General features: G+C 72.6%; 15 protein-coding genes. 12 read left to right on the top strand and 3 right to left on the bottom strand.

Annotated elements, in window-relative coordinates; all coding sequences use genetic code 11:
- Positions 1–32: 32 nt before the first annotated feature.
- From kynU to WHN02_RS26655, 3 genes are all read left to right on the top strand, one after another.
- Complete coding sequence (kynU, locus tag WHN02_RS26665) at positions 33–1,328, top strand: kynureninase (protein ID WP_434741369.1); 1,296 nt, start codon at positions 33–35, stop codon at positions 1,326–1,328.
- Positions 1,329–1,546: 218 nt separating this feature from the next.
- Positions 1,547–1,855: an aa3-type cytochrome oxidase subunit CtaJ gene (gene ctaJ, locus WHN02_RS26660; protein ID WP_434741368.1), complete on the top strand. Its 309-nt coding sequence runs from the start codon at positions 1,547–1,549 to the stop codon at positions 1,853–1,855.
- Positions 1,842–2,255, top strand: coding sequence for a DUF5130 family protein (locus tag WHN02_RS26655; RefSeq protein ID WP_434741367.1), 414 nt, complete (start codon positions 1,842–1,844; stop codon positions 2,253–2,255). The genes ctaJ and WHN02_RS26655 overlap by 14 nt, the downstream gene beginning before the upstream one ends.
- A gap of 98 nt (positions 2,256–2,353) precedes the next feature.
- Here the strand turns inward: WHN02_RS26655 and pepN are convergent, their stop codons facing one another.
- The gene (pepN, locus tag WHN02_RS26650; RefSeq protein ID WP_434741366.1) at positions 2,354–4,909 is read right to left on the bottom strand and encodes an aminopeptidase N; all 2,556 of its coding nucleotides are present in this window, start codon (positions 4,907–4,909) and stop codon (positions 2,354–2,356) included.
- Positions 4,910–5,143: 234 nt separating this feature from the next.
- Between pepN and WHN02_RS26645 the strand changes: the two genes are divergently transcribed.
- From WHN02_RS26645 to WHN02_RS26635, 3 genes are all read left to right on the top strand, one after another.
- A complete protein-coding gene (locus WHN02_RS26645; RefSeq protein WP_434744086.1) occupies positions 5,144–5,743 on the top strand; it encodes a mycothiol-dependent nitroreductase Rv2466c family protein in 600 nt (199 codons plus the stop codon).
- A gap of 181 nt (positions 5,744–5,924) precedes the next feature.
- Positions 5,925–7,121, top strand: coding sequence for a DUF1015 family protein (locus WHN02_RS26640; RefSeq protein ID WP_434741365.1), 1,197 nt, complete (start codon positions 5,925–5,927; stop codon positions 7,119–7,121).
- A gap of 97 nt (positions 7,122–7,218) precedes the next feature.
- Positions 7,219–7,686 (top strand): ribose-5-phosphate isomerase, encoded by a 468-nt coding sequence (locus tag WHN02_RS26635; protein ID WP_350898117.1) that lies wholly within the window; start codon positions 7,219–7,221, stop codon positions 7,684–7,686.
- Between the two features lie 15 nt (positions 7,687–7,701).
- Here WHN02_RS26635 and WHN02_RS26630 read toward each other — a convergent pair whose 3' ends face one another.
- On the bottom strand, positions 7,702–8,151 hold the full coding sequence (locus WHN02_RS26630) for a hypothetical protein (protein ID WP_434741364.1): 450 nt from the start codon (positions 8,149–8,151) through the stop codon (positions 7,702–7,704).
- Positions 8,152–8,339: 188 nt separating this feature from the next.
- Here WHN02_RS26630 and WHN02_RS26625 point away from each other — a divergent pair, with 188 nt between their 5' ends.
- Entirely contained in the window at positions 8,340–8,912 is a 573-nt protein-coding gene (locus WHN02_RS26625) for a hypothetical protein (protein WP_434741363.1), read from the top strand.
- 162 nt (positions 8,913–9,074) lie between these two features.
- On the opposite strand, the gene WHN02_RS26620 is transcribed toward WHN02_RS26625, so the two are convergent.
- Positions 9,075–11,822, bottom strand: coding sequence for an Hsp70 family protein (locus WHN02_RS26620; RefSeq protein WP_434741362.1), 2,748 nt, complete (start codon positions 11,820–11,822; stop codon positions 9,075–9,077).
- Positions 11,823–11,951: 129 nt separating this feature from the next.
- Between WHN02_RS26620 and WHN02_RS26615 the strand changes: the two genes are divergently transcribed.
- The 5 genes from WHN02_RS26615 to WHN02_RS26595 all read left to right on the top strand — a co-directional run bounded on the left by WHN02_RS26615 (position 11,952) and on the right by WHN02_RS26595 (position 17,994).
- Positions 11,952–12,089, top strand: a complete 138-nt coding sequence (locus tag WHN02_RS26615) for a hypothetical protein (protein WP_434741361.1) — start codon at positions 11,952–11,954, stop codon at positions 12,087–12,089.
- A gap of 26 nt (positions 12,090–12,115) precedes the next feature.
- Positions 12,116–15,220 (top strand): M14 family zinc carboxypeptidase, encoded by a 3,105-nt coding sequence (locus WHN02_RS26610; protein WP_434741360.1) that lies wholly within the window; start codon positions 12,116–12,118, stop codon positions 15,218–15,220.
- A 240-nt stretch (positions 15,221–15,460) separates the two neighbouring features.
- The gene (locus WHN02_RS26605; protein ID WP_434741359.1) at positions 15,461–15,919 is read left to right on the top strand and encodes a hypothetical protein; all 459 of its coding nucleotides are present in this window, start codon (positions 15,461–15,463) and stop codon (positions 15,917–15,919) included.
- Positions 15,920–16,022: 103 nt separating this feature from the next.
- Positions 16,023–16,916, top strand: a complete 894-nt coding sequence (locus tag WHN02_RS26600) for a helix-turn-helix domain-containing protein (protein WP_434741358.1) — start codon at positions 16,023–16,025, stop codon at positions 16,914–16,916.
- 73 nt (positions 16,917–16,989) lie between these two features.
- On the top strand, positions 16,990–17,994 hold the full coding sequence (locus tag WHN02_RS26595) for an SMP-30/gluconolactonase/LRE family protein (RefSeq protein ID WP_434741357.1): 1,005 nt from the start codon (positions 16,990–16,992) through the stop codon (positions 17,992–17,994).
- Positions 17,995–18,052 lie beyond the last annotated feature (58 nt).

The raw sequence follows: 18,052 nt of genomic DNA, 5'->3' as shown, positions 1-18,052 counted from the left end.
TCCTGCGACGAACCGGAAGTGAGAGACCGACGATGACCACCTCGGAGCCGGCGAACCTCGCCGCCGTCGAGGCCGAGGCCCGGCGGCGTGACGCCGCCGACCCCGGCCACCGTCACCTGTTCCACGTGCCGCCGGCGCAGGGTGGGGCACACCCCGAGGTGGCCTACTTCGCCGGGAACTCCCTCGGCCTCCAGCCCCGGGCGACCGAGGCCGACCTCGCCGCCGAGCTGGAGACCTGGCGTCGGCTGGCGGTGGAGGGGTGGTTCGAGTCGGAGCGGCCCTGGACCCGTTACCACGAGCTGTTGGCCGGACCGAGTGCCCGCCTGGTCGGCGCCCGGCCGACGGAGGTGGTGGTGATGAACACCCTCACCGTCGACCTGCACCTGCTGATGGTCAGCTTCTACCGCCCGGCGGGGGAGCGGACCAGGATCGTCATCGAGGACAACGCCTTCCCCTCCGACAGCTACGCCGTGCGCAGCCAGGCCCGGTTCCACGGCCTCGACCCGGACCGGACCGTGGTCCGGCTGCGGCCCCGCGACGGTGAGGAGACCCTGCGCGCCGAGGACGTGACCGCGTACCTGGCGGCCGAGGGGGACACCGTCGCCCTGGTGCTGCTCGGCGGGGTCAACTACCTCACCGGGGAGCTGGTCGACATCCCGGCGATCACCGCGGCGGGACGGGCCGCCGGGGCGGTGGTCGGCTGGGACCTGGCCCACGCGGTGGGCAACGTGCCGCTGGCCCTGCACGACTGGGACGTCGACTTCGCCGCCTGGTGCACCTACAAGTACCTCAACTCCGGCCCGGGGAGCCCGGCCGGTCTCTTCGTCCACGACCGGCACCACGGCCGGTCGGACCTGCCCCGGTTCGAGGGATGGTGGGGCAACGAACTCGCCACCCGGTTCCAGATGGCCCCGGTCTCCCGCCCGGCGGCCACCGCCGACGCCTGGCAGGTCTCGTGCCAGCCGCTGCTGGCCATGGCACCGGTCCGGACCTCGCTGGAGCTGTTCGACTCGGTCGGCATGCCCGCCCTGCGCGAACGGAGCCTGCGGCTCACCGGCTGGCTGGCGGAGCTGCTCGACCTGGTGACCGCCGACCGGCCCCTGACCGTCGTCACGCCGCGTGAGAACCACCGCCGGGGCTGCCAGATCTCCGTCCGCACCGGCGGCGTCGGCGCCGCCGAGCTGACCCGGCGCCTGCGGTACGAGCACGGGGTGATCGCCGACTCCCGGGAGCCGGACATCGTCCGGTTCGCCCCGGTGCCGCTCTACTCGACCCATCACGACTGCTGGCGCGCCGCCACCGCCCTGGCCGCCACAGTCGATGTATGACCGGTCCGGGAGCTGCTCGCCGTCGACCGGGAGTGAGTGACGCCCTTTTGATTGCCTTTCGGGGGAATCGGAGCAGAACGACACCGGTGGGGATCGCCACCCCGCAAGCTGGCAGGCCACCGACTCCGCTAACGTGAGCAGGAGCGGATCCGGGTGATCGGCGAGATCATCATCCGGCCCACCCTTGAACGTAAGGTCACTCTTTCCGCCTGGGGGCGTTGGGATTGTCTGTTACCGAGACGTTGCTGGTCTTCGTCGGCATCCCGGCGGCTGCGGTGCTGGTGATCGCCGGTCTGGCGCTCGCCGGCGGTCGCGGCGGTCGTGGCGGCACCAAGCGCTACCGGCCGGGCCGGTCCTTCGACTTCACTCCGGTCTGGTTCCTGGCCCGCCCGGAGCAGCTGGCCGACTCGGCCGGCACCGCCCTGGCCGCAGGTGCCCAGGCACCCGCGCTGAGCAGCCGTAAGCAGGAGCAGGCCGGCATCGAGGCGCCGGCCGGGGGAACGGGAGGCGCAAGTGACCGTTGGTGAGAAGCAGGCCGAGGTCGAGGCGGGCAGCCCGCCCGAGGTGCTGGACGGGCCGTTCTCGACCCGGCAGCTGCTCCGCATCGACGAGGCCCTCCGCCTGGCCGACCAGGGCACCGGGCTGACCTTCTCGGTCTACGTCGGGGCACTCGACGAGCCGGTCCGGGAGCACGCCGAACGGCTGCACCGGCAGCTCGCCGACCCCGACATGTCGGTGCTGATCGCCGTGTCACCCAACCAGCGTCAGCTTGAGGTGATAACCGGTCGGCAGGCCCGGCGGCGCATCCCCGACACGTACGCCAAGCTCGCCGCCCTCTCCATGGTGGCCGCCTTCGGCGTCGGTGACCTGGCCGGTGGCGTCATCAACGGCCTCGACCAGCTCGCCACCCACGCCGGCCGGGCCTGAGCAGCGGGATCCGGCCGACCACACCGGTCGACCACTTCCCACCCGATACGACGAACCGCCCGGTGCCGTGCCACACGGCACCGGGCGGTTCTCTGCGTTCACGCGCTGCGGGTGTCCCGGGCGCGGGCCTGCAGGGCGCGGAGCACACCGTCGCGCCCCTCGGCGACGAGGCGACGCAGCGGGGCCGGGTGCCCCTCGCCGGCCAGCCAGGCGTCGGTGGCGGCCACCGTCGCCTCCTCGACGAGGTACGCCGGGTACGCCAACTGGGTGAACTCCTGCGCCGGTTCGCTGTCCCGGCTGGCCCACACCTGACCCACGGTGGCGAAGTACCGCTCCCGGTACGGCGCGACCAGCTCCACCTGCGCCGGGTGGGCGAAGCCCTGCAACAGCGCCCGGTTTCGCCAGTTCGGCAGGGCCTGCGCGCCGGTCAGCTGCGCCCAGACGGCCGCCTTGTTCTCCGGGGTCGGCACCAGGGCGTGCGCGTACGCCGCCTCCCGCTCGCCACTGGCGGTACGGTCCCGGGCCAGCTCCGCCTCGATCTCGTCGGCTCCGGCCGCACCGTTGGCGACCAGGGCACCCAGCAGCGACCAGCGCAGTTCGGTGTCGACGGTCAGCCCCTGCGGTGCCCCGGTGCCGTCCAGCCAGCTCCGCAGCACCGACAGGTCCTCCGCCGAACGGGTCGCCGAGGCGTACGCCCTGGCCCAGGCGAGCTGGAACCCGCTGCCCGGCTCGGCGTCGGCGAGCGCCGTCTTCGCGGTACGGGCCAACTCCGCCCAACCGGTCGGCGCCCACTCCGGGTCGGCGTAGAAGACCAGCGTCGAGGCGGCCTGCCGCAGCGTCGCGGTGACCAGGTTGATGTCGGTCTCGGCGGGCAGCCCGGCGGCGACCAGTGCCACGTAGTCGCGGGCGCCCAGCTCGGCGTCGCGCACCATGTCCCAGGCGGCGGCCCAGCACAGGGCGCGGGCCAACGAGGACTCGAAGCCGGCGATGTGCTGGACCACGGTGGCCATGGACTGCTCGTCCAGCCGCAGCTTGGCGTAGGTGAGGTCGTCGTCGTTGAGCAGCAGGACGTCGGCGGCGGGCAGGCCGTGCAGGACGGAGAGCTCGGTACGGTCCCCGGCGACGTCGACCTCGAACCGCTCCCGCCGTACCAACCGGCCGTCGGTGAGGTCGTACAGCCCGACCCCGATCCGGTGGGTACGCAGCGTCGGGTGCTCGGCCGGTGCCTCCTGCCGCACCACCACCTGCTGGTACGTGCCGTCCGGGCCGACGGCCACCTCCGGGCGCAACGTGTTGACCTGTGCGGTTTCCAGCCACTGGGAGGCGAACTTGCGCAGCTCCCGCCCCGAGGCGGCCTCCAGCTCGGAGAGGAGGTCGTCGAAGGTGGCGTTGCCCCAGGCGTGCTTGCCGAAGTAGCTGCGCAGCCCGGCCAGGAACGGCTCGATCCCGACGTACGCCACCAGCTGCTTGAGGACGCTGGCACCCTTGGCGTACGTGATGCCGTCGAAGTTGACCTCGACGGCCTCCAGGTCCGGCATCTCGGTGTAGACGGGGTGGGTGGAGGAGAGCTGGTCCTGCCGGTAGCCCCAGTTCTTGCGCACCGACAGGAAGGTCGTCCAGGCGTCGGTGAACCGGGTGGCGTGGGTGTTGCACCAGTGGCTGGCCCACTCGGCGAACGACTCGTTGAGCCACAGGTCGTTCCACCAGCGCATGGTGACCAGGTCACCGAACCACATGTGCGCCAGCTCGTGCAGGATCGTGTTGGCCCGCTGCTCGTACTCGAAGTCGGTGACCTGGGACCGGAAGATGTAGTGCGACTCGGCGTGCGTCACGCAGCCGAAGTTCTCCATCGCCCCGGCGTTGAAGTCAGGCACCCAGACCTGGTCGTACTTGGGCAGCGGGTAGCGGACCCCGAACTGCTCGTGGAAGAAGTCGAAGCCCTGGGTGGTGACCAGGTGCAGGTCGTCCACGTCGAGGTGGGACGCCATCGTGGCCCGGCAGAAGTAGCCCAGGTCGATCCCGTCGTGGGTACGGCGCACCTCGTGGTACGGCCCGGCGCAGAGCGCGGTGATGTACGTGCTCATCCGCGCCGACTCGGCGAAGTGGACGGTCTTGGTCTGCTCGTCCGCGGGGTCCTCCCGCACCACGGGCATGTTGGAGACGACCCGCCAGTGCGCCGGGACGGTGGCCTGCCAGGTGTAGACGCTCTTCAGGTCGGGCTGGTCGAAGCAGGCGTAGACCCGCTGGGCGTCGGCCGTCTCGAACTGGCTGTAGAGGTAGGTCTCGCCGTCGACCGGGTCCACCGTCCGGTGCAGGCCCTGCCCGCTGCTGGAGTACAGGAAGTCGGCCTCGACGACCAGGACGTTCTCGGCGGCCAGCCCGGTCAGGGTCAGCCCCTTCTCGGCGGACCAGTCGCCGAGGTCCACCGGGTCGCCGTTGAGCGTCGCGGAGCGTACCGAATCGGCGGCGACCTCGATGAAGGTGCTCGCCCCGGGTTCGGTGCACCGGAACCGGACCTCGGTGACCGAGCGGAAGGTCCGGCCCTCCGCCAGGACCGCGGTCGACAGGTCCAGCCTGATGTCGTAGCCCGTGACGTCGAGCAGGCGGGCCCGCTCGACGGCCTCGACCTGGGTCAGGTTGCGAACTCCCGGCACTCTCGTTTCTCCATCCCGTTATGCCGTACGGCGCGGCGGCCCGGTCAGCCGTCCGTTCGTGACGGTCAGCCCGAACCGAGTCTTGCATGCACGGACCTCTTGTGGTGGCCTAGCTCACGCTCTCATTCCGCTGCCTGTCGATGGGCCTCGGGGTGAAGATCGGGGCAGGGCCCCAGGAGCTGGGATCCCCCGTCACGAAGGGAGCCGGCCGTGGCTGAACGCGCTGCCGTGGACATGTGGTTCGACCCGATCTGCCCGTGGGCCTGGATCACCTCCCGCTGGCTCTTGGAGGTCGAGCAGGTACGGGACGTGGACGTCAGGTTCCACGTGATGAGTCTGTCGGTGCTCAACGAGGGACGTGACGTTCCCGAGCAGTACCGCACCCTGCTGGAACGGGGATGGGGGCCGGTGCGGGTCTGCATCGCCGTCGAGCAGGGCCACGGCGGGGACGCGGTCCGGGCCTTCTACACGGCGCTCGGCACCCGGATCCACCTGGGCCGGGCCGAGCTGGGGCCGCAGCTGTACGTCGACGCGCTGACCGACGTCGGCCTGGACCCGGCGCTGGCCGACGCCGCCACCTCCACCGGGTACGACGAGGCCCTGCGGGCCAGCCACGAGGCCGGGATGCGCCCGGTCGGCGCCGACGTGGGCACCCCCGTGGTGCACGCCCCCGGCCCGGACGGCCGGCCGGTGGCCTTCTTCGGCCCGGTGGTCACCCCGGCGCCCAAGGGCGAGGCGGCCGGCCTGCTGTGGGACGGGGTCCTGCTGGTGGCCGGGACGCCCGGCTTCTTCGAACTGAAGCGGTCCCGCGACGTCGATCCCAGCTTCGACTGACGGTCGCCGAGGGCCCCGGCCGACGGGCAAAGTGTGAGAAGGGTTCCCTTCTGCGCCTCGAACGTCGACCCGGGGCCCTTTCGCGCCCCGGCCGTACCCGGTCTCACCTGGTCGTTCATCTGATGGACCGGGGGCGGGGTGGCCGTCGGGGGCGGACCCGACGCCGGTAGCGTCTGCGGGCATGACGGTCGTGCATCCGATCGCCCGGGCCTGGATCACCACTGGCGGCACCGGCGCGCAGAACTATGACGAGTTCGCCGACGACGCGGAGATCACCGCGATCATCGAGGCCAATCCGCACAGTGCCCTCGGCATCGAGATGCCGCACAAGGCGCCGCAGAGCCTGGGCACCTCGTTCCTGGACGCGCTGCCGGCGGCGGTGTCCCGGCTGGCCGAGGCGAAGGCCGACGGCAGCTACACCCCCGCCGAGCAGGTGGTGGTGCTGTACCGGATCAGTGCCCCGGGGGAGGAGACGGCCTACGGGCTGTTCGCCACCGTCGACACCGACCAGATCTCCACCAGCGCCGACGAGCCGGGCCTGGTGATCCGCAACGAGGACGTGTTCATCGCCAAGGTCCGGGAGCGGGTGGCGCTCGCCGAGGCGCTGGGGCACCTCCTCTCGCCGGTACTGCTGTTGCAGACCGGGCGGGGTGACGAGTTGCACACCGCCCTGGAGCAGGCCACCGACCAGGCCGGGGCGCCCGCCGCGACCGACACCGACCAGGCCGGTCGGACCCACGCCATCTGGCTGGTCGGTCCGGGTCCGCGGCAGGACGAGCTGACCGCGTTGGCCGGCGGCGGCGAGCTGGTGGTCGCCGACGGCAACCACCGGAGCCTGGCCGCGCAGACCGGCGGCCTGTCCCGATTCCTGGCCGTGGTGACCACCCCGCGTTCGGTGGCGATCCAGCCGTACAACCGTCTGGTGAGCGAGCTGACCACCAGCCCCGCCGAGCTGCTCGACCGGCTGCGGTCGGCCGGTGCCACTGTCACCCCGGTCACCGGTCCGCTGGCGGTCCCGGCGGCCGGCGGCACCGTCCACCTCCGCCTCCCCGACCAGGCGTACGCCGTCACCCTGCCGCACGTCGGCTCCGGCCGCCTGGACAACCTGGACCACGCCCTGGTGGAGCGGCTGATCCTGCGCGACGCGCTCGGCCTGGACCCGGGTGACAAGCGGATCACCTACGTCGGCGGCGACTACCCGGCCGACTGGCTCACCGGCGAGGTGGAGGCGGGCCGCGCGGAGCTGGCGATCCTGATCGCTCCGGTGACCGTCGACGACTTCGTCGCGGTGAACCTGGCCCGGGAGAAGATGCCGCGCAAGAGCACCTGGTTCACCCCGAAGGCGCGCGGCGGGCTGGTCGTCGCCGAGTCCGTCTGAGCCGTCCGGTGCGACCGGGGTCGTCCCCGGTCGCACCCCACGGGAGAGGTACGGCCCGGGCGGCGTCGGCGCGTCCGGGCCTGAAAGACTTGACGGTATGCGCGTCTACCTGGGATCCGATCACGCCGGCTACGAACTGAAGGTGCACCTGGCCAGCCATCTGGCCACGCAGGGCTACGAGGTGGTCGACGTCGGCCCGCACGCCTTCGACCCCGAGGACGACTACCCGGCGTTCTGCCTGCACACCGGGGACCGGGTGGTGGCCGACCAGGGCAGCCTCGGCGTGGTCATCGGCGGTTCGGGCAACGGCGAGCAGATCGCCGCGAACAAGGTCGCCGGGGTACGCGCCGCCCTGGCCTGGAACGTCGACACCGCCCAGCTCGCCCGGCAGCACAACGACGCCAACCTGGTCGCGGTCGGTGCCCGCCAGCACACCCTGGACGAGGCGACCGCCCTGGTAGAGGCGTTCCTGGCCACGCCGTTCTCCGGCAACGAGCGGCACGCCCGCCGGATCACCCAGGTCGCCGAGTACGAGCAGTCCCGCAAGCTGCCCGACCTGCCCTGACCGGTGGCGCCCCGGTCAGCGCGGCGACCGGGGCAGGTCCTCCCGGGGCACCCAGTTGCGTCGGACGACCACCACCTGCTCCTCGGCCCGGGCGAGGTCCTCGGCGCTCGGCCGGGCCGCGTCCCGGGCCCGCAGGGCGGCACTGAGCCCGACCTGTGAGGAGCCGGACCCGACCAGGCCCCGCAGTCCCCGGTCGCCGTCCCGGTCCTCGCCGCCGCGTCGACCCCGGGGCGGTTCCCCGTCGTGCACCCGCGTGGTCGTCGTGCTCGACCCGCCCCGGCCGGCGGTCTCGGGGTCGGTCCGGCGGGAGGTGTCGGACTCGGCCCGCCGGGGTGTCTCGGAGTCGGCCCGCCGGGTCGTCTCGGGGGTCGTTCGGCGGGATGCCCCGGACTCTGTCCGGCGGGTCGCCGCCTCGGGGTCGGGATGGTGCCGCTGCCGCCGTCGGCGCCGCTCCACATCACTCATCAACCGACCGTACCGCCCGGGGGCCGCAACGTGGTCCCCGCTGCGCGGGGGCGTCGCCACCGGCCGGACGGTCGGAGGCCGCCCGCAGTGCGGCGGGGGTGTGCCGGTCGGCGGGGGATGTGGCCGATGGCTACCCTCGGATACAGACGGCGGTCGTCGACCGACGTCGGGCATGGGGAGGATTTGAGATGGCAGACCAGACACAGCCGTGGGCCGAGCGAACCGTCGAGGTGCCGCCGCAGCCGGGTGTCGGGATTCCGCCGCAGCCGGGTGGGGAGGTTCCCCCGCAGGGAGAGCCGTTCCGTCGGGGTGTCGCCTCCGTGGGTCGGCCCCGCACCCCGCGTACCGAGTCCTTCCCCACCGTCGAGCACGAACCCAGCGGCACCGGCTGGCCGGGCGCCAGCCAGGAGCCCCGGCGGCCGTTGAGCTGGCACGTCGAGCAGTTGAAGATCGGCGGAGAGTACAGCGCCGCCGCCGCCCTGTTCGCCTTCGTCTGCTGGGGCATCTGGGCACTGTCCGGCGGTGGCAACCTCACCGGCCCGTTCCTCACCTTCCTGATGAGTCTGCTGGTGGCGGTGGGTCTGTTCGGTCTGTCCCGACTCCTGGGCCGGGTCGTCCTGGAGCGGCAGCTCGGCCGGATCCGGCGCAGCGCCAAGGGTGCCCACGCGGCGACGGCGGTGTTCCTCGTCGGCCTGGGGATCGCCTACCTCCAGCAGACCGCCTGGGTCATCTCCGTCTGGAACTGGCTGACCGGCTTCTGAGCACCACCCACGCACTCGCGGGCGGGTCGGCTCGCCGCCGCCCGCCCGCGTGTCCGGTCGCGTCCGCGACCGTGGTCGTCCCCCGTCAGATCGGCCGCCGTATACCCGACCGGCCGCGGTTCATCCCGCCCCGTACGAGGGTTCCCGCGCCGCCGGTGTCGGCTACCCGGCGAAGCGGTGCAGGACGAACTCCTGCCTGGCCCCGCAGACGATCGTGGTGTCGTTCCACGAGCAGGAGCCCGAGCGTACGCCGGTGAGCAGGCCCAACTCGGTGACCCCACCGGAGCGGGCCCAGACCCCGGCGACGCTGGAGTCGGACTCGAACGAGCCCAACTGCTTGGCGAAGACCAGCAGGTTCCCCGCGTCGAGGCGGACCCCCACCCCGCCCCGGTCGGTCAGCAGCGCCCGCCCCTGCGGGTCGAACAGGGTCACCGACTCCTCGGGTGAGGTGCGGGAGGCGAGCAGGTGCTCGCCGAAGGGGAGCAGGGTGGTGGCTCCGGAGGCCGCCCAGCGTCGGGGGTCCGAGCCCTCCTCGACGGCCACCACCTCGGTGGTCTCCGCGTCGTGGTCGGCCACCTCCAGCAGGCAGACCCGGTGCTCCCCGCAGGCCGTCATCGTCCGGGGTCGCCGGTTCTCGCCGGCGCTGTAGAGGATCACCGGCTCGCCCAGCTTCCCGAGGTCGTACGCCTCCAGGCGGTAGCCGTTGCCGTCGGCGGCGACGTACATCCGGTCACCGGTGACCACGACGGTGTCGTCGGGCCGGGCGACGTTGGGACGGTCGCGGACCACCGACCCGTCACGTACGTCCACGACCCGGACCGACCGGTCCGCCCCCACCTGGACCAGGCGTCGTTCGTCCCCGCTCCAGAGCGCCGCGGGTCGACCGTCGGCCGACGCCGGTCCGTTCGACTCGTCGGCGGTGACCACCGGATACACCCGGGTGCGGGTGCCGCCGGAGGAGGTCCTCGGACTGTCCCGGGTCCAGACCTCACTGCCGTCGCGCAGGTCCAGCCCGACCAGACGGTCGGCGCTGCGGTCGACGAGCACCGCCCGGTCGGAGCCCAGGAGCACCTCGTCCTCGCGTTGCAGTGACCGCTCCCACCTCTGTTCTCCGGTGCGGGCGTCCAACACCAGGACGGTCCGGGGGTCGGTGGTGTCGGCGAAGACGGCGACCACCCCCGAGGTGGCCTCGATCCGGTTCCACCGGGCCGTCGTGGCCGTCTCCCGGTCCCACACCTGGTCGCCGGTGCCCGCGTCGACGGCGACCACCCGCAGCCGGCTGTCCGGCAGCGTGTACGCCAGGTACGACCGGTCGCCGAGGACGGCGGTGAGCATCGTCGCCGGTCGCTGCTCCCCGGTGGTGATCCGCCCCACCGGTTCGAAGGCACGGAACTCCAGGTCGGGATGGGGTTCCCGGGTCAGCAGGAGGACCACCGCCGCGCCGACCACCCCGGCGAGGGCCACCAGGGCGGCGGCGGTGATCCAGAGGGCCCGTCGCGGGGCACCGGGACCCGGTGGAGGACCGGCCGGTGGTCCGACGGCGGGCTGGTACGGGACGTACGTCGATCCCCCGGGGCCGACGAGTGTCGGGGCGGGGGGCAGGTGACCGGTGGGGGCCGGAGAGGCCGGTGCGGTCGGAGCGGGGGAGGCCGGAGCGGACGGCGACCAGGCGGCCGTCGGATGCGGAGGGGACGGCGGCCAGTCCGGTGCGGGCGTCGGGGTGGGCGGCGACCAGGCGGGTGCCGGAACCGGGCCGGCGGCGGCCGGTACGCCCCGAGGCGTCGGCAGGTCGGTCAAGGCGCCCTCGGCGACGGGTAGCTCCGGCTGGTCCAGGACGGTGGGGGAGACCCCCAACCCGGCGTGCAGCAGCCGCGCCACCAGCGGGACCCGGGACCCGCCGCCGACCAGGAAGAGCCCGCCCAGCCCGGCCGGGGTGAGTCCGGCGTCCCCGATCACCTCCCGGGTGACGGCGACCGCCCGGTCGGCCAGCGGGGCGGCGACCCGGTCCAGGTCGTCGCGGGTGAGCACGACCACCTCCTCCCGCCCCGGTACGGCCACCGGCGCGGTGAGGGCACGCGACAGCATCTCCTTGGCACCACGGACCTGTTCCCAGAGCTGGATCTGGTCCCGGCGTTCACCTGTGGACCGGGGTCCGGTCAGCCGACCCCAGAGCGCCGGATCGGCCCCGGCCACCTGTTCCCCGACGACGGCGACCAGGGCGGCGTCGAGGTCGAGGCCACCGAAGTCGGCTCCGCCGGTGGCGAGCACCGTGAACCCGGAGTCGCCCCACGGGTCCGCCCCGTCGTTGCGGACCACCGTGACGTCCAACGTGCCGCCGCCGAGGTCGAAGACGGCGATCGAGGAGCCCACCGGCACCGGTCGACGCAGGACCCGGGTGTAGTAGCGGGCCGCCGCGACCGGCTCCCGCAGCAGCCGGGTGCCGTCCGGGATCGGCCCGGAGAGGGTGTGCTCGGCCGCCGAGGGCCACCCGGCGCGCAGCAGCGCGTCGGCCAGCACCTGACGTCGGGCGTCGTCCCAGGTCGCGGGGCAGGTCACCACTGCCGGGGGAAGGAAACCCACAGCCTCGACGGCGGCGGTGGCCACTGCGCCGAGGATCGCGGCGAACAGTTCGGCCGGGGCGTGGTCCCGGTCTCCGAGCCGTACGGCGGACTCGTCGACGTGGCGCTTGGGGTTCGGCTCGTACCGGCCGGGATCGGCCTGGGCCAGCCGGCGGGCGTCACGGCCGACGTGCAGCCGCCCGTCGGGGTCGGCGTACACCCCGGACGGCATGATCGGTTCCCCCTCGACCAGCAGCGGTCGGGTCCGCCCGTCCGGGTGCCGCAGCACGGCCACGGTGTTGGACGTGCCGAGGTCGACGCCGAGGGCGTAGCCGTCCCGCCGTCCTGTCATCCGTCGCCACCTCCGCCGAACCGATCTCCGGCCCCGCATCGTACGCAGCCCGTGCCGCCGGGCTGGACGCGCTGGTCAGCCGTGGGACGGGTGGTCGGAGGGGAGCCCGGGGGGAGGACCATGCGTACCGTGGAGATCACTGTGGGTGTCCGTTCGTCGGAGTCGCGCGACCTCCGCACGGCCGCCGAAGGTGCGCCGTCGGGCCGACGAGAGCTGGACATCAAGGCATTGACATGTATGGCGGACGTGGAAGGCTCGCGTCAGTGATCGGTCCTTCCACGACAGGGGGCGCGATGAGGCGCACACGGCTGGCGATCGCCAGTGTGTTCACATTGGTCGGGGCGCTGGTTCTGACCGCACCGGCGACCGCGAAGCCACCGTCCGGTCCGCAGGCCCAGGACGGTCTGGAGGTGTACGTCGGGACGGTCGACCCGGCCCAGCTGGCGACGCTGCGGGCCACCGGGGTCGACCTGGGCCACGGCGAGCAGGCCACCGACCCCTCCGGGCGGACCCGGGTCGAGGCGGTGCTGAGCCGGCGGCAGGCCGAGCGGCTCAAGGCCCAGGGCGTCACGCTCGACGTCAAGAAGGTCGGGGGCAAGGCCGCCTCGCAGGCCCTGCGGGACCAGGCGGCGCAGGGGTGGACGGCGTTCCGGCCGTACAGCGCCCCGGGGGGAATCCGGGACGAGCTGACGGCCACCGCCGCCCGGTTCCCGAAGCTGACCAAGGTGGAGACGATCGGCCGTTCGGTGCAGGGCAAACCGATCCTCGCCGTGAAGGTCACCCGCGACGCCCGGACGACCCCGGACGGTCAGAAGCCCGCGGTCCTCTACGCGGGCGCCCAGCACGCCCGGGAGTGGATCACCCCGGAGATGACCCGCCGGCTGATGCACCACGTCCTCGACAACTACGGCAAGGACCAGGAGATCACCCGGCTGGTCAACAGCACCGAGCTGTGGTTCCTCCCGGTGATCAACCCGGACGGGTACGACCACACCTTCACCCCCGGCAACCGCCTGTGGCGCAAGAACCTGCGGGACAACGACGGCGACGGTCAGATCACCTCGGTCGACGGCGTGGACCTCAACCGCAACTTCGACTTCAAGTGGGGATACGACAACGAGGGCTCGTCTCCGAACCCGACCAGCGAGACCTACCGGGGGACCGCCCCCAACTCGGAGCCGGAGACCAAGGCCCTGGACCGACTCTTCAAACGGGTCAGGTTCGAGTACCTGCTCAACTACCACTCGGCCGCGCAACTGCTGCTGTACGGCCTCGGGTGGCAGGTCAGCACCCCCACCCCCGACGACGTCATCTACGAGGCGCTGGCCGGTGACGACGCGAACCCGGCGGTCCCCGGATACGACCCGGACCTCTCCGCCGAGCTGTACACCACCAACGGCGACACCGACTCGTACGCCACCGTCGAGTACGGCACCCTCGGGTTCACCCCGGAGATGTCGACCTGCACGGCGGCGGCCGAGTCCGACCCGGACGACCAGTGGCGACCCGAGGACTGCGTCTCCGACTTCATCTTCCCCGACGACGAGAAGCTGATCGCCGCCGAGGTGGCGAAGAACCTCCCGTTCGCGTTGGCCGTGGCGAAGTCGGCGAAGAAGCCGGACGAGCCGGTCTCCGTGGTCGGGCGTACCACCCCCGACTTCGTCGTCGACGCCTTCGACACCTCGTACGGCCGGACCCAGGAGGTCGCCGCGATCACCCGGCGGTCCCTGAAGAACGTCAAGCTCCACTACGTCGTCAACGGCGGCCGACCCAAGTCGGTCGACGTCGCCCCGTGGCGCGGCGGCGAACGGTACGGCGACACCCACAACGACTACTACGCCGAGATGCGCGGCACCGTGACCGGCACCAAGCCGGGCGACCGGGTCGAGGTGTGGTTCTCCGGCCGCAAGGCGGGCACCGGAGTGGTAGGCAGCGAACGCTTCACCTACCGGGTGCACGACGACGTCGGCGGCGACGTCCTGGTCCTGGCGGTCGAGGACGTCACCGGGCTCAGCCCCGCCCAGACCGGGACCTCCGCCAAGTACGCCGACGAGATGGTCGCCGCCCTCACCGCCGCCGGGCACACCAGCGACGTGTACGACTTCGACGCCGCCGGTCGGAAGGCCCCCCACCACCTCGGGGTGCTCTCGCACTACGACACGGTCCTCTGGGAGACCGGTGACGACGTCATCCTCCGGTCACCCGGTCAGGTGGCCGGGACCGCTGCCCGGGCCGCCCTGGAGACCGAACTGAACGTCAGGGACTACCTCAACGAGGGTGGCAAGCTCCTGCTCAGCGGCAAGTACGCGCTCTACGCCCAGTCCGCGAACGGGCTGTACGGGTACCAGCCGAACGGGCCGCAGGAGTGCACCGACGCCGACGACCCCACCTGCCTGCCCCTGTTCAACGACTTCCAGCAGTACTACCTGGGCGCCCACACGTACGTCAGCGACGGCGGAACCTCGCCGGAGGGTGACCCGTACCCGGTCGCCGGTCGGTCCGGGGCCTTCGAAGGGTTCTCCGGCTCACTCAACGCGCCCGGATCGGCGCAGAACCAGGACCACACCGCCTCGTTCCTGACCACCAGCACCTTCCTCCCACCGGACCAGTTCCCGCAGTTCACCAGCTCCGCGCCGGTGGGGTGGAGCCGTCCGGGCGGGGCGCCGTTCGACCCGCGCACCGGGGACTGGTACCTCTACAGCGGCCAGGCCGACGAGGCGTACAAGCGGCTGACCCGGACCGTCGACCTGACCTCGGCGACCAGCGCCCAGCTGAAGTTCTGGACCTCGTACGAGATCGAGACGGACTGGGACTTCATGATCGTCGAGGCCCACGAGGTGGGCTCCGACACCTGGACGACCTTGCCGGACGCCGGGGGGCGGACCACCACCGCGACCGGGGAGAGCTGCCAGTCCGGTTGGGTCGACCAACTCCACCCGTTCCTCGGCCACTACCAGGGGGCGGACTGCTCGCCGACCGGCACCACCGGTCAGTGGCACGCGGCCACCGGGTCGTCCAACGGGTGGCAGGAGTTCACCGTCGACCTGTCGGCGTACGCCGGCAAGCAGGTCGAGGTCTCCATCTCCTCGGTCTCCGACTGGGCCACCCAGGGGCTGGGGATCTTCCTCGACGACGCCCGGGTGATCGTCGACGGGCAGACGGTGACCGAGACCTCGTTCGAGTCCGACGACCTGGGCGGCTGGCAGGTGGCCGGACCCCCGGCGGGCTCCGCCCCGAACGGCAACGACTGGTCCCGTAGCCGGCAGGCCTTCGAGGAGGGTTCCGTGGTGGTCACCGAGGACACCGTCTTCCTCGGGTTCGGGCTGGAGGGGCTGCCCCCGGCCGCCCGGGACGACCTGGTGGCCCGCTCCCTGGCCCACCTGTCCGGGCAGGACTGACGACTCGCCGACCGGGAACGGGGGCGTACGGATCTTCCGTACGCCCCCGTTCGTCGGCCGGTCGACGGTGGGGCCGGGGTGCGCGGATCTCCGCGTGCCCCGTTCGTCAGTGGGTCGGACGGCACGTCATTGAATCGATGTCCGTCGAATGACAGACTGTGTCCCACGCAGCCCGGCAGTCGGCGCCGTCCCCCTCGCCGCCGGGCCGTCGCAGTGCCATCCCACCCCTCGGAGGTACGGATGCTCCGCACCATCGGGGCGGCCCTCGCCGCCACCCTCGCCCTGACCGGCATCGCCGCCGGCCCCGGATCGCCCGCCCCCGGATCGATCACCCTCGGATCGCCCGCCCCCGGGCCGCCCGCCGCACCCCCGACCCCGCCGGTCGCCTGCCCACCGGCCTTGCCGATCACCGGCATGGTCACGGCGACCACCTCCACCAGCGTGACGGTCCGATACTCGATGCTGCTCACCCCGCCCTGCGGCTACGACCCACCGATCCGGGTCACCCTCTACTCCGGTCGGCAGGACGCCCAGCAGCGCAACGCCCCGGTGGCCTCCGCCGTCTCCGGCCCGCAGCGCTTCGGCGACGTCACAGTCGACGGCCTCACCCCGGCCACCGAGTACTGGTACCGGTTCAGCGACGCCCACGGCACCTGGGACCCGTACATCATCGGCGGCCCCGCCCGCACCACGCCCTGACAGCCGGTCCGCAACGTGACCACCACCCGTCGAGGCCACACCCCGCCGTGCCTGTCCACGGCAGGGTGTGGCTGGGCCGGCAGGGTGCGCCGATACTCGATCCATGGATGGAAAACGGCAGATGGGTCGGTTCCTGCAGACCCGCCGCTCCCAGTTGCGACCGGAGGACGTCGGCCTGACCGGGTACGGCGACCGTCGGCGGGTGCCGGGACTGCGACGGGAGGAACTGGCCATGCTGGCCGGGGTGAGCGCGTCGTACTACGCCCGGTTGGAGCAGGGCTACTCGCTGAACGCATCACCAGAGGTGCTCGACGCGATCGGCCGTGCACTGCGCCTCGACGAGGCCGAGCGTCGCCACCTGCACGACCTGGCGCAGGCCACCCGAATCCGCCCCGCCACGCGGCGGACGGCCCCCGAGAAGGCCACCGCCGCGCTCGTCGACCTGGTGGCCGCGATGGGGGACACCCCCGTACTGGTCCTCGGCCGACGCGGCGACGTGTTGGCCTGGAACCGTACCGGGCACGCGCTGTACGCCGGCCACCTCGACCCGGACGGCCCGGACCGGCCGTCGGACCGACCGAACATGGCCCGGATGGTGTTCCTCGACGAGCACACCCGTGAGTTGTACGTGGACTGGCCCAGCAAGGCGCGGGCGGTGGTGGGCAACCTGCGGGTCACTGCGGCCCGGCACCCGGACGACACCGCCCTCGCCGCCCTCATCGGCGAGCTGACCCTCGGCAGTGACGACTTCACCGCCATCTGGGCCGACCACCGGGTCAAGTCCGGCGGTGACGCGACCTACGAACTGCGACACCCGCTGGTCGGCGCGATGACGGTGACCCAACAGACCCTGCGTACCGAACAGGGGCAGCTCCTCGTGGTGGCCACCAGCCCGGCGGGGCCGCCGTCACGGGCCGCGATGACCCTCCTCGCCCACAGCGTCGCACCGGACCCCGGTACGGCGGCTGCCCCGCACACCGCATCCCCGCGGGGATAACCCCCTCCGCTTCCCGCACCGATCGCACCCGTCGTGCGCGCGGGGCTTCCGCGCGCCCAGAACACCGAAGGACATGATGAAGAAGAGACTGTCTGCCCCCGTCCTGGCCGTCCTGGCCGCCGGGGCCTTGGCGGTTCCCGGCACGGCCGCAGCGGTGCCCGGCAGGGCTGGGCCGGTTCCCGGTGGGGCGGCCTCGGCAGGGGTCGCCCCGGTCGTCTCCGTCCGGATCGCTGTGCACTTCGACGTCACCGCAGGGCAACTGCCCGAGAACGTGGCGTTGGCCCCGGACGGTACCGCCCTGGTGACTCTCGCCGCCGCTCGTCAGGTGGCCGCCGTCACCAGGGCCGGGTCGGTCCGGACACTGGCCACCCTCCCCGCCCCGGCCGACGGCGGGGTGCACACCCCGGTCCTCGGGTTCCCCCTCACCACCGGTATCGCCCGGTCCGGCGACGGCACGCTCTACCTGCTGTACGCCACCGGCACCGCCGACCTGACCGGCGTGTGGCGGGTACGCCCCGGCGACCGGCCCCGACGGATCGCGGCGCTGCCCGCCGAGGGGCTGCCCAACGGGCTGGCGCTGGACGAGCGGCGCGGCACCCTGTACCTCACCGACTCGGTACTCGGGAGGATCTTCACCGTCCCGGTGTCCGGCGGAACCCCGACGACCTGGTCGGCCGACCCGACCCTCGCCTCGACGGGCTTCCTCGGCGCCAACGGCCTGAAGCTCCACGACGGCGCGGTGTGGGTGAGCAACCTCGACCAGGGCACCCTGCTCCGGTTCCCCCTCGAACGGGGTCGGGCCGGCACCGTCGAGGTCCGGGCCGCCGGTCTGGTCGGCGTCGACGACTTCGCCTTCACCGGTCGCGGTGCCGAGGTGATCGCCGCCCTCAACGGTCCGAACACCGTGGTCCGAATCCGTCCCGGTGGCACCGTGACGCCCCTTCTCACCGCAGCCGACGGACTCCAGAACCCCACCTCCGTGGCGGTACGCGGCACCACCCTGTACGTCCTCAACGCCGCCTACCTCACCGGCACCGACCCGAACCTCCTCCTGGCCCGGGTCCCCGGTCGGCACTGAGTTCGGCGGGTGCGCCCCGACGCCGGTGCAGGCACGGATTGGCACGCGAGGTCGGAGC

It is taken from the genome of Micromonospora sp. SH-82 (assembly GCF_051132485.1).
GTDB lineage: Bacteria > Actinomycetota > Actinomycetes > Mycobacteriales > Micromonosporaceae > Micromonospora.
The sequence above is the reverse complement of the archived record's forward strand: the minus strand, read 5'-3'. Positions and strand labels throughout refer to the sequence as shown.